Here is an 11669-nt window from a genome sequence, read left to right as displayed (position 1 = left end):
CACCCTGCGCGCCGCGCGCGGCGCGGTCGCCCATCCTCGCCCGGGACTCGACCTGAGCTTGCTGCCGCCGGTGCTCCCGGTCCGCTCGTGGGTGGTGAATGATCAACTCTCCCCGGAGGGCGCGGACGCCGCCGGGCGGTTGGAGGACACCGCCGATCGCCGGTCAGCGCCGAGCCCGGTCGCGCAGTTGACCAAGGCCCAGCGTGCCGTTGCGGAACTCGTGGGGGCCGGCCTGACCAGCAAGGAGATTGCCGAGCGGCTCTATCTCTCGCCGCGCACGGTCGACAATCACCTGGCTCAGATCTATCGCCGCCTGGACATCCCCTCACGCTCCAAGCTGGCGGCCCTGATGGCGGACGAGGCATGAGCGACGGGCCAGCTTTCCCGCCCGATGCCAACAACCCCTTGTGCGCAACGGAAGACTTCCCAGGCGATCAAGGGGTTTCCCTTGCGCTGCCCGATGCCGCCTTCTGGACGCGGCACGGGGGCGGAGACTCCGTGCGCTTCGCCATTGCCGGGGGAGTGGGGCATGTCGTGCTCGACCGGCCACACGCGCTAAACGCCATCACCGCCGACCTCGTCGATGACCTGATGGCGCAGTTGCTGGACTGGCGCGACGACGACACCGTCGGGGCGGTGAGTCTTCGGGGTGCGGGCACACGCGCCTTCAGCGCCGGGGCCGACGTCCGGGCCGTCCGGGACCTGGTGCTCGCCGGCGACCCGGTCGCGGCCGGCGACTTCTGGGCACGCGAGTATGCCCTGATCGGGCTGGTCGGGAGCTACCCCAAGCCGGTGTCGGTCCTCATGGACGGCGTGATCATGGGCGGCGGATTGGGCCTGGCCGCCGTCGCGCAGGATCGCCGGATCACTCCGGACGCGCGGCTTGCGATGCCCGAAACCAAGATCGGCTTCTTCACCGACGCCGGCTCCAGCCGCCTCTTCGCGCGAGCCCCGGGCGAGTTGGGCACCTACCTCGCTCTGACCGGCGCGACCTTCTGGGCGGCCGACGCCCTCGCCCTCGGCTTCGCCGACCGCCTGGTCTGGTCCATTGAGGCGGACACCCCCACGCAACCGACGGCCACCGCGGCCGTGCCGCCGCCCGCCGCAGACGTCTCGGCGCCCCTGCTCGCCGAGCGCGAGTGGATTGACGAGTGTTTCGCCGGCGACGACCCCCACGAGATCATGGAACGACTGCGACGGCATACGGCCCCGGCCGCACGCGCGTGCGCAGCCACCATCGCCGCTCGCTGACCGCAGGCCGTATGCGCGAGCCTCGCCCCCGTGCGTGCCGCCGCTACCGAGCCCGGCCTGGCCTGCACCCTCGCCGCCGACACGATGCTCGCCCGTGAACTGACCGTGAGCGCCGACTTCGTCGAAGGTATCCGCGCCGTCCTGATCGACAAGGACACCATGCCCCGCCTGGACATCCCCACCCCTGTGAACTGCCCGTACCCCCCGCACACGAGGGGCTGCCGGCCAAAGCAATGTGCACTCGACGCCCTGAGCTGTGCACTCGACGCGAGGGCCAGCCGGGAATCTCCTCGAGTGCATACCCCGGCCCCGTCGAGTGGGCAAGTCAGCTGGGCGAATACCGACCGCGCGACGTCCGTCCGACTGAACGAACGCGGCCGGCCGTGCCTAGCTCGCAGGCGCTCTGCGGTGGGGCCTACTCCTCGCCGCGCTTGACCGCGGCCAGCAGCATCTGGGCGATGTCGACGACCTCGACGTCCTCGAATAGGCCCTCGGACTGCCGCTCGACCAGGCCGTCGGTGAGCATCACCCGGCAGAAGGGGCAGGCGACCGCGATCCGCTGGGCGCCCGTGCCGAGCGCCTCATTGGTGCGGTTGACGTTGATCCGGCTGCCGAGGTTCTCCTCCATCCACATCCGCGAGCCACCGGCGCCGCAGCAGAAGGAGCGCTCGGAGTTGCGGGGCATCTCGGTCAGGGTCACTCCCGGCAGCGCACCGATCAGCTCGCGTGGCGGGGCATACACCTGGTTGTGCCGTCCGAGATAGCACGGGTCGTGATAGGTCACCGTCGATGCCGTCGAGGCGGGGTTCTTCGCGGTGGACAGGCCGGGCGCTTCGGAGGGTCGCGCGACCGGGACCAGCTTGCGCTCGCGCACGAGGCGGTTGAGCAGTTGGGTGTGGTGCAGCACTTCGTACCTGCCGCCCATCTGCGGGTATTCGTTCTTGATCGTGTTGAAACAGTGCGCGCAGGTGACGACGATCTTCCTCGCCTGCATCTCGTTCAGGACCTCGATGTTTTCGGTGGCGAGCATCTGATAGAGGAACTCGTTGCCGGCGCGCCGGGCCGAGTCGCCCGTGCACTTCTCGCCGTCGCCGAGGACGGCGAAGCTCACTCCTGCCGTATGCAGCAGCTCGGCTACCGCACGCGTCGTCTTCTTCGCGCGGTCCTCGAAGGCACCGGCGCACCCGACCCAGAAGAGGTAGTCGACCTCGCCCGCGTCCTCGACGTCGGCGCCGAGGACGGGCACCTCGAAGGGCAGGTCCTTGGCCCAGTCCAAACGGGCGCGCGCGCCCATGCCCCACGGGTCGCCCTTGTTCTCCATATTGCGGAAGAGTCCGGCCAGTTCGTTGGGGAAGGCGCTCTCGACGAGAGTTTGGTAGCGGCGCATCTCGATGATGTGGTCGACGTGCTCGATGTCGACCGGGCACTGCTGGACGCACGCGCCGCAGGTCACGCAGGACCACAGGACGTCGGGGTCGATGACCGCGCCGCCGGTCGGGGCATACGCCTCCCCCTCAGTCTCGCCGACGAGCGGGCGCTCGGCCGCGGCCTTGGCCGCATCGGGCAAGTTCTCTCGGGCCGCCTCGTCGGCCGCCAGGAGCCACGGGCCCTTGGCATAGGCGTGGTCGCGCAGGCCCATGATGAGCAGCTTCGGCGAGAGCGGCTTCTCGGTGTTCCAGGCGGGGCACTGACTCTGGCAGCGTCCGCACTCGGTGCAGGTGGCGAAGTCGAGGAGGCCTTTCCAGGTGAAGTCCTCGACCTTGCCGACGCCGAGGGTCGGCTCCTCCTCCATCTCCTCCAGGTCCTCCATGGTCACCGGCTTGCCCGCCACCATGAGCGGCTGAGCGGCGCCCAGGGCGATCGGCGTGCGCTTGAAGGCGACATTGATGGGGCCGGCGAAGATGTGCAGATGCTTGGAGTGGACGACCTCGATGAGGAAGCCGAGCATCACGCCGATGTGCAATAGCAGCCCGAGGCCTTCGAGGAATTCGAGGGTGTTGGTGCCCCAGCCACTCATCCACCGGCCCAGGGCTTGCGAGGCATACGCGCCCTCGTTGGTGTAGTTCCCCAGGGCACTGGCCGCACCGCGATACAGGAACATCGTCGCGATGACCATGAGGATCAAGAAGAGCACCAGCCAGGCGCCGGTGTTGTGGCTGCCCTTGAAGCGGGATTGACGGCCCAGCTTGGCCGGCGAGTTGGACCAGCGAATGATGCCGAAGACGGTCAGGCCACCCAGGGCGATCAGGGCGATGGTGTCCTGCGCGAACCCGAGGATGCGCCAGTGGCCGATGATCGGGATCTCGAAGTCGGACTTGAACAGCGCGCCATACGCCTCGATGTAGACCGTCGAGAGGATCATGAACGCCCAGAAGATCGTGAAGTGCGCCATGCCCGGCGCGGTCCACTTCAACAGGCGACGCTGGCCGAAGACTTCCGTCAACTCGCTCTTCGCGGCGGTCGCAATCCGGTCGCCAGCGGTGTGCAGGCGGTCCGGGGCTGGCTGGCCGTGGGTGATCAGGCGGGTCAGGAAGATGACGCGCCGGATCGCGATCGGCAACGCGATCAGGTTCAGCAGTAGGCCCAGGACGAGCACGACTCGCACGATCGACTCCAACCTGCCCGGCGACCGCCGAGCATTCACGGCCCCGCCGGCGGACGCCGAGGGGGGTCTTTCGGCAGTCTACGCAGGGCCGTATGCCGTGGCCTCCCGCTGTGACCAGACTCAAGAGTGGCGTCGGCCACCTCCCTTCCGGCGCAGGTCCAGGGGCCCGCTTACGTATGCCGCGGCCTCGCCTGCGTACCCGGCGGGGTTGCGGCATACATAACGAGATGTTGTTGTTGGCATAAATCCGCGTTAGGTAATGTTGGCGAGCGAAAGCGATCCACTCACCGCGGCCGCTCGGTCGCACGACTCATACGGAGTTCACGCAGTGCCCATCTACGACGACGTCACCAAGCTCATCGGCAACACCCCGCTCGTGCGGATCAACCGGATCATCGACAGCCCGGCGACGGTGGCCGCAAAGCTGGAGTTCTACAACCCCGCCAACTCCGTCAAGGACCGGATCGGTGTCTCGATCATCGACGCGGCCGAGGCGTCCGGCGCCCTCAAGCCCGGCGGCACCATCGTCGAGGCGACCTCCGGCAACACCGGCATCGCGCTCGCCATGGTCGGCGCCGCCCGTGGCTACAACGTCGTGCTGACCATGCCCGAGACGATGAGCAAGGAGCGCCGGGCGCTGCTTCGGGCGTATGGCGCCGAGCTCATCCTGACCCCGGGCTCCGAGGGCATGAAGGGTGCCGTCAACCGCGCCGACGAGATCGTCGCCGAGCGCGACGGGGCGATCCTGGCCCGCCAGTTTGCCAACGAGGCCAACCCCGCGATCCACCGCAAGACCACGGCCGAGGAGATCTGGCGCGACACCGACGGCGGCGTCGACATCCTCGTCTCGGGCATCGGCACCGGCGGCACCATCACCGGCGTCGGCCAGGTGCTCAAGGAGCGCAAGCCCGGCGTCCAGATCATCGCGGTCGAGCCGGCCGAGTCGCCGATCCTCAACGGTGGCCAGCCCGGCCCGCACAAGATCCAGGGCCTCGGCGCGAACTTCGTGCCCGAGATCCTCGACACCTCGATCTATGACGAGGTCATCGACATCAACGCCGACACGGCCGTCGAATGGGCGCGCCGCGCGGCCAAGGAGGAGGGCCTGCTCGTCGGCATCTCATCCGGTGCGGCTCTTGCCGCGGCGAACGAGGTCGCGAACCGCCCCGAGAACGCCGGCAAGACGATCGTCGTGATCATTCCCAGCTTCGGTGAGCGCTACCTGTCCACCATCCTCTTCTCCGACCTACTGGACTGACGCACGGGTGCCGCGTGGGCGGCATACGGCAATGTCCCTGACCCGAAACCTGGTGAGTCGCATGCTCGTCGGCCCTGTTGCCGGTCACCGCTCGGTGCTCGCGCGTGCCCGCGCGGGCATCCGTGAGGACCTCGATGCCGCCATGCACCGCGACCCGGCGGCAACCTCGCGGTGGGTCGTGCTCTTCACCTCCGCGGGCCTACACGCGATCTGGCTGCACCGGGTGTCCCACGCGCTGTGGGGCACCCGGGCGGCCCGGCCACTGGCTCGGCTGATCGCCTATGTCTCGCGCGCGGTGACCGGCGTCGAGATCCACCCCGGGGCGACGCTGGGCCGCCGCTTCTTCATCGATCATGGGATGGGCGTCGTCATCGGCGAGACGGCGGAGGTCGGGGACGACGTCATGCTCTACCACCAGGTCACCCTCGGCGGCCGGTCCATGGAGCGCGTCAAGCGCCACCCCACCCTCGGCAACCGAGTGACTGTTGGTGCCGGGGCCAAGATCCTCGGCCCGGTGTACGTCGGCGACGACGCCCAGATCGGGGCGAACTCCGTCGTCGTCAAGGACGTCCCCGCGGGCGCCATCGCCACGGGAGTGCCGGCCGTCTATCGCTTCCCCAAGGCTCCGGACGAGGACCCTTACGACGCCCTCTTTCGCGATCCCGCCCTGTTCATCTGAGGATCTGTGCGGGGGGCTCAGCCTTCTCGCCCGATGCCACAAACCCCTTGTCTGCATGGGAACACTTCCCGCGCAGACAAGGGGTTTGCCATGCGTATGAGGCGGCTCAGGGCAGCTTGCCCGGTCCCGGCCCGAAGTTGTGCTCGGCGTGAAGTTTGCCGTCGGTTCCGCGGTGCAGGGTCGCGGGCAGGTGCTCATCGTCCCCGCCCCGGACATCCCGAAGCTTCTGGGCCGTCGTCTTCGCGGCGTCGCTGACGGCATCGGCGACGAAGGGGGCGGCCTTGGTCTTGGCCGCTTCCGTTGCCTGGGCCACCTTGGTCTGGACGGGGTCACTCGACCAAAGCTTTGTGGCCTGGGTTTTGATCTGCTCGTATCGCTGCGTGCCGGCTCGCGCACCCAGGACATAGCCGGCTGCGGCTCCGGCCAGGAAGGAAAGCTTCGACATGGTTGGTGCTCCTTTCGAGGCGGACGGCTCGCCCGCCATCAACGGTCAGGTTCCGACCCTACTTGCGCCTAGGCTCGTCTTGGCCCCGAGCGAACGGCTGGAGTGGGCGCAATGAAGGTCGCCGCGCTAACGTATGCCCGCGCCGGTCGCGATCGGCACCACGGGAGGGCTCGCATAGTGGCCTAGTGCGGCGGTCTTGAAAACCGCTATGGCGGCAACGTCATCGTGGGTTCGAATCCCACGCCCTCCGCTCGCTTCGTTGGCGGTGGCCGTAGGACCCACCACGCCGTCCGACAGTTGAACTCGCGATGGCGGTGAACCGAGGTTAATCCGGATGTAAGCCTGACCCGCAAACCTGTGGACACGCGAACTCGTGGCACCCAACTCTCCACAGGAGGAATCCGATGTCCCGTCGACACCTTGCGGTCACGGTCACCGCAGTCGGTCTGCTCTGCTCCTCGGCCGTCGCGGCCGCCCACGCGGACAGTCCTGCGCTCGGACGTCTGAGCGGCACCTTCGATGTCACTGGGAAGGTGACACAAAGCACCAACGGTGAGCCGGTCGGGACCACATGGTGCGCCCGTTCAAGTTTGTGCCACCGTGCGCGAGCGGAGCCTGCCCCACGATGTCGATTCGAACACGGGGCGACGGTGTCGTTGTCAAGAACCTGCTCTCGCCGACCCTCAACTCGTATAAGGGGACCAAGACCTATCTCGGCGCCTGTTTCCTCCACAATGGCACTCAGGTTGCCAATGCCTACACCTACACCGAGACCACGACGATCACGCCCATCAAGGCCGGCGCCAACGTCACCACCTTTACCGGGTCGCTCAAGTTCGTCGCGAAGCCCACTGCCATCGGCGTAGCCAAGAACTGCGGGTATAGCACGGAGACTCTTACGGTTAACCACAAGTGAGCAGCCGGCAAGCCGGCATCGAGGGACGCCACGCGTCCTTGATGGCCACGGCATCTCCGGCGACCGTCAAGCCCGCAGGCGCTCGCCCTCGCCGGCGGCGTCGCGATTGGTATCCGGACCGCGTCACCGACCCCAGGGCCGCAGATTCCAGGCTTCGGCCACCATGGAGGGGTCGGCAGCGGTCGCGCCGCGATCGCGGCCGTCCAGGGCCTCGAGCATCGACTCGCGGCACGTCAACTCCGGCAGGCTCGTCCAGCGATCACGCCAGTCTTTCGGTGAGCAGTTCCAGGCGAAAGTGTCCCCGATCCGGCCGCGCGAGCGCTCGACAATCCGGTAGTACTGCACGACGCCCCAGCCCTGTGCGGCCGGGTGCAGCACCTGCTTGAGTTCATCGACCGACGTCGTGCGCCGGTTTGCATCGACCGACATGCTGTAGCACGGCAGGCGCGGGTTGTTGCACCGGCCACCGTTGACTGAGTTCGTGCTCATGGCATACGGGAAGGTGGACACGCTCGCCCGCGTGTTCACCCCGCCCGAGTATACCCGCCCGAAGGCGAACGACTTCGTCACCACGCGCTGGGCGGGCAGGTCCTGGCGGTTGTTGGGATAGTTGAAGGCGCCCCACGCGCGCGTATGCCCGTGTGCCACGAAAGCCGGCAAGGTCGCCGCGCTCTCGGCGAAGCGTTCGGCATCGGTTTTCAGCGTGGTCATGTCGGTGTAGTTCATGCCCTGGGACACAAATCGCCAGCCGAAGACGTCGCGCAACCGGGCCAGTTCGGTCCACGACGGCTGCAGGCTCGCGGCGCTCCCGCCGACGTAACACGTCAACCCGCTCTCGGGAGTGCGGTTGACGACGACGCCGCCCACGCCGAACAACCCGCGAGAGCGTAGGTCGACCGCGTTCTGGCCAAGGGTGCGCGAGCCGGCGGTGTCGGTGCAGTTCGGGTCTGCGGCAGGCTGCCACATCGACTTGCCCCACAAAATCGTGACGAAGCGCTGCTCAGCGACGGCGGCGACTTTAGCCGTGAACCGCAGATAGGCGCGGGGACCCTTGTCCGTGGTGGCATCCGAGCCATAGGCCGCCAGGAGATAGTTGCCGTTGCGCAAACCGCTGACGGGCAGCCGGTACGTTCCGCTGCGCAAGTCGTTCGTCGCGATGGTCGCGCCGAGCGCCGACCACGCCGAGCCATACGTCCCGCCAGTGCTCGTCAGATAGTCCGTGCACATTGGCGACGAAGGCGTCGGCACCCGGCACAGCACGATGCGGACGTCCTTGATCGCCGCCGCGGATCGGAAGCTGCCGGAGAAGGTATAGGTGGAGCCCGTGATTCCGGGCCCGGGATCGAGTCCGTTGACGGTCACCACCGGAGGCGCCGCGAGGCTCGGCGCGGCCGAGGCCCCCGTGATGCCAGCCGCGATTGCCGATCCCAGGGCGAGGCTTTGACGTGCTCTCATGCCTTAATGGTGGGCCAGCGCCGCGGATCGCGCATCCCGAACAGCTGATAGTTGCCGATCAGTAGGGGAGGCAAAGCGGGCGCGGTACCGCCCCCTTTACCATCCCTAACCGGGGTAACCAGTAAAAGCCTTCCGGCGGCGCGGCATACTGGCCCGGTGAGCGCCACGATCGTCGTCCTCAACGGGCCGAACCTCAACTTGCTCGGCCAGCGCGAACCGCAGTTCTACGGCGCCGACACCCTTGCCGACGTCGAGCGTCGCTGCGTCGCCGCTGCGGGTGCTCGCGGCTTCGACATCGAGTTCGCGCAAAGCAATCATGAAGGCGCCCTCATCGACATCATTCATCACTATCGAGAGGCGGCCGGATTCGTCGTCAATCTCGGGGCCTATACGCACACGTCGATCGCCTTGCGGGACGCCTTGGCCACCGTCACTGGCCCCATTGTGGAAGTTCATATTTCCAATGTGCACGCTCGGGAGAACTTCAGGCATTTGTCGTATGTCGCGCCGATCGCCTTGGGGGTGATCGCCGGTCTCGGAGCGCGGGGCTATGAGTTCGCGATCGAGGCCATCGCCGATCGGTTCGCCCCCAACTGAGTGTCCAAGGCGTGGACATTCGCTGCTGAAGAATCAGGTTACCGAGGGGTAGTTGAAGGTTGCTAATCCGTTGCCAGGCAACGGGTTTCGGAGCTACCGACACCCCTCTAATCGTGACTCACGAGTAGGTTCAGCCTCTCCTCATCCATGGGGAGTGTGAGCGACTACGTGATAACGCGCACACCCGTCGCAACCGTGCTAGCGTTCCCCGCGGTTGCACCGAGTTTTCTCGCAAGTCCGGTCGAACGATTCCGTCTGGCGCGTTCGGTTGGGGGGTTTTGCCCAGCGTGGAGGGCCACGGCACCTGGGCATCCGTGAGTTGCGGATCTCCATCGGTATCCAAAGAAGGAAGATTTACCCAAATGGCACAGGGCACCGTCAAGTGGTTCAACGCCGAAAAGGGCTATGGCTTCATCGCCCAGGACGGCGGCGGCCCGGATGTGTTCGTTCACTACTCGGCCATCGACAGCAACGGCTACCGGTCCTTGGACGAGGCGCAGCGCGTCGAGTTCGAGGTCACCCAGGGCCCCAAGGGCCCGCAGGCCGACCGCGTTCGCGCCGTCTGAGACGAGTCCGCGCCGGGACTGGGACCCGGAGCTGACAACGCACATCCCAAAGTAGGCCCCTCCGATCCGTCGGAGGGGCCTACTGCGTTCTCGCCGTATGCTTCTAGACTGCGCTCGCAATGAGGCGCACGAGGGAGCGAACCGCGACGTGACCAGGGAAAAGGCCGGCCGGCATACGGCACTGGCCACGGCAGGAGAGCGCCCGAGCCGCTGGGCGCACCGCCGCCATGTCCTCTATGGGGTCATCGGATCCTTCGTCGTCGTCGCCCTGGTGTTGGCGATTGCGGCCTACGCGAAGTTCAACAGCAATATCACCCGCATTGACGTCTCCCGCATGCTCGGCGTCCGGCCCACCACAACCGCCTCGTCGGCCGGAGCCCACACAGCCGTCAACATTCTGGTGATGGGCTCCGACACCCGGACGGGCATCGGCACCGACGCCTACGGCAAGGACACCGTCGAGGGTGGGGCGCACTCCGACACCAACCTCCTGGTGCACGTCTCGGCTGACCGCGATCGCGTCTTGGTCGTCTCGATCCCACGTGACTCGATGACGATGGCCCCCAAGACCTGCTCGGACCCCAACTCCACGGTCGCCAATGGCGAGATCCGGCAGTGGAACTACAACTTCAATCTCGGCGGACCGGGGTGCACCATCAAGACCCTCGAGGGCCTGACCGGGATCTTTGTCGACCACTATGTCGTCATCGACTTCCGGGGCTTCCAACAGATGGTCGACGCGCTGGGCGGGGTACCCGTCTGCACGACCTCAGACATCGCCGACAAGGACGCTCAGTTCACGCTCGCTGCCGGCCACCACATCCTTGACGGCAAACAAGCCCTCGGTTATGTCCGCGTGCGCAAGACCGTCAACGACGGCAGCGATCTGAACCGGATCAAGCGGCAGCAGGCCTTCTTATCCTCGGTGGCTCAGGAGGCGACAAGCAAGGGGCTCCTGCTACGCCCCGACAAGCTCTACGGCTTCCTCAACGCGGCCACCAAATCGATTACGACCGACCCGGAGATGGGTTTCGGGACCATGACCTCGCTCGCCAACTCCGTCCGTAATCTCGGCGTCGACAAGATCGAGTTCGTGACCGTGCCGACCCAGGTCTATCCCAAGGACACCAACCGCGTCGAATGGCGCGCCAGTGCCGCCAAGATCTGGAGTGCCATCCGAGCCGATCAGCCCCTGCCCGGCGCCGGCACGAAGCCGACGGTCACCTCGTCGTCCACTCCGGAGCCGCTCACGGTCGCTCCCGACAAGATCGACGTGCGCATCAGCAATGACTCCGGCGTCGAGGGGCTGGCGTTGCAGGCGGGCGCCGCGCTCGCCGTCCAGGGATTCCGGCTCGCGGGGTACACCAATGGCACGACCGGCGATATCACCGGCACCGTCATCGCGTATGCGCCCGGGCACAAGGATGCTGCCCGCACCGTCGCCGCGGCTTTCCCGGGCTCGACGCTGAAGGTGGACGCCGCAGTCGGCGAGACGGTCGTCGTCCGGCTCGGCCCAGGTGCCGCGAATCCGGTTGCCGTCCCGAACCGCTTGGGCTCCGACCCACTGCCGCCGATGACCGTCTCCGCCGGACCGAGCGCAACCGACGGGCTTGAGACCCGCAAGGCCGACGCCGACATCTGCAGTTGACCCCGGCCGGTATGCCGTGCCCTCACCTGGCGGGGGCGGCCGAACCTTCCTCGGGCAGCAAGTAGGCGGCGGTGGCGAGCATGTCGAGGGTCTCGCGGGCCCCGTCGACGTTGATCAGCGCTGTCAATGTGTTCCCCGTCTTCGCGAGTGTCGAAGGTCACCGGAGCGTTGTGGAGGCTTCCGTCCGGGCCTGCACGGCAGCGCATCAGATCCAGCCCAAAGTCTTGGTGCGCAGGGGCATATGCCTCC

At 67.1% G+C, this 11669-nt stretch carries 10 protein-coding genes, 1 tRNA gene and 1 pseudogene; 9 read left to right on the top strand and 3 right to left on the bottom strand.

The features are described 5' to 3' along the window. On the top strand, positions 1–367 hold a 367-nt coding region (locus PKH97_RS08205), incomplete at its 5' end, for a helix-turn-helix transcriptional regulator (protein WP_324386918.1). Beyond that, positions 364–1686 (top strand): annotated as a pseudogene (locus PKH97_RS08200) (3-hydroxyisobutyryl-CoA hydrolase). The gene PKH97_RS08205 and the pseudogene PKH97_RS08200, both read left to right, overlap by 4 nt. Here the strand turns inward: PKH97_RS08200 and PKH97_RS08195 are convergent. Then, positions 1667–3856 carry a (Fe-S)-binding protein gene (locus PKH97_RS08195; protein WP_324386917.1) on the bottom strand — a complete coding sequence of 730 codons (2190 nt, stop codon included), beginning with the start codon at positions 3854–3856 and terminating at the stop codon, positions 1667–1669. The pseudogene PKH97_RS08200 and the gene PKH97_RS08195 overlap by 20 nt on opposite strands. A 328-nt stretch (positions 3857–4184) precedes the next feature. On the opposite strand from PKH97_RS08195, the gene cysK reads away from it, so the two are divergent. Further along, positions 4185–5114 carry a cysteine synthase A gene (gene cysK, locus PKH97_RS08190; protein ID WP_324386916.1) on the top strand — a complete coding sequence of 310 codons (930 nt, stop codon included), beginning with the start codon at positions 4185–4187 and terminating at the stop codon, positions 5112–5114. A gap of 61 nt (positions 5115–5175) precedes the next feature. Beyond that, positions 5176–5793 (top strand): serine O-acetyltransferase, encoded by a 618-nt coding sequence (gene cysE / locus PKH97_RS08185; protein WP_324386919.1) that lies wholly within the window; start codon positions 5176–5178, stop codon positions 5791–5793. Between the two features lie 106 nt (positions 5794–5899). Here cysE and PKH97_RS08180 read toward each other — a convergent pair whose 3' ends face one another. Beyond that, entirely contained in the window at positions 5900–6238 is a 339-nt protein-coding gene (locus tag PKH97_RS08180) for a protoporphyrinogen oxidase (protein ID WP_324386915.1), read from the bottom strand. Positions 6239–6401: 163 nt separating this feature from the next. On the opposite strand from PKH97_RS08180, the gene PKH97_RS08175 reads away from it, so the two are divergent. Both PKH97_RS08175 and PKH97_RS08170 read left to right on the top strand, forming a co-directional pair. Continuing rightward, positions 6402–6488: transfer RNA gene (locus tag PKH97_RS08175), tRNA-Ser, on the top strand. 375 nt (positions 6489–6863) lie between these two features. Next, positions 6864–7154: a hypothetical protein gene (locus tag PKH97_RS08170; protein ID WP_324386914.1), complete on the top strand. Its 291-nt coding sequence runs from the start codon at positions 6864–6866 to the stop codon at positions 7152–7154. 123 nt (positions 7155–7277) lie between these two features. Here PKH97_RS08170 and PKH97_RS08165 read toward each other — a convergent pair whose 3' ends face one another. Next, positions 7278–8609 (bottom strand): hypothetical protein, encoded by a 1332-nt coding sequence (locus PKH97_RS08165; RefSeq protein WP_324386913.1) that lies wholly within the window; start codon positions 8607–8609, stop codon positions 7278–7280. Between the two features lie 156 nt (positions 8610–8765). On the opposite strand from PKH97_RS08165, the gene aroQ reads away from it, so the two are divergent. The 3 genes from aroQ (at position 8766) to PKH97_RS08150 (ending at position 11420) form a co-directional block, all read left to right on the top strand. Further along, positions 8766–9206, top strand: a complete 441-nt coding sequence (aroQ, locus tag PKH97_RS08160) for a type II 3-dehydroquinate dehydratase (protein WP_324386912.1) — start codon at positions 8766–8768, stop codon at positions 9204–9206. A 362-nt stretch (positions 9207–9568) separates the two neighbouring features. Further along, complete coding sequence (locus PKH97_RS08155) at positions 9569–9772, top strand: cold-shock protein (protein WP_324386911.1); 204 nt, start codon at positions 9569–9571, stop codon at positions 9770–9772. A 148-nt stretch (positions 9773–9920) separates the two neighbouring features. Then, the gene (locus PKH97_RS08150; RefSeq protein ID WP_324386910.1) at positions 9921–11420 is read left to right on the top strand and encodes an LCP family protein; all 1500 of its coding nucleotides are present in this window, start codon (positions 9921–9923) and stop codon (positions 11418–11420) included. Positions 11421–11669 lie beyond the last annotated feature (249 nt).

The sequence above is a fragment of the Nostocoides sp. genome (genome assembly GCF_035343835.1).
GTDB lineage: Bacteria > Actinomycetota > Actinomycetes > Actinomycetales > Dermatophilaceae > Nostocoides_A > Nostocoides_A vanveenii.
This window is presented reverse-complemented; position numbering and strand designations above follow the sequence as displayed.

Coding starts and splice junctions, on each gene's coding strand:
- cysE (WP_324386919.1), top strand. CDS start 5,176: ATGCTCGTCGGCCCTGTTGCCGGTCACCGCTCGGTGCTCGCGCGTGCC.
- PKH97_RS08165 (WP_324386913.1), bottom strand. CDS start 8,609: ATGAGAGCACGTCAAAGCCTCGCCCTGGGATCGGCAATCGCGGCTGGC.
- PKH97_RS08155 (WP_324386911.1), top strand. CDS start 9,569: ATGGCACAGGGCACCGTCAAGTGGTTCAACGCCGAAAAGGGCTATGGC.
- PKH97_RS08170 (WP_324386914.1), top strand. CDS start 6,864: ATGTCGATTCGAACACGGGGCGACGGTGTCGTTGTCAAGAACCTGCTC.
- PKH97_RS08180 (WP_324386915.1), bottom strand. CDS start 6,238: ATGTCGAAGCTTTCCTTCCTGGCCGGAGCCGCAGCCGGCTATGTCCTG.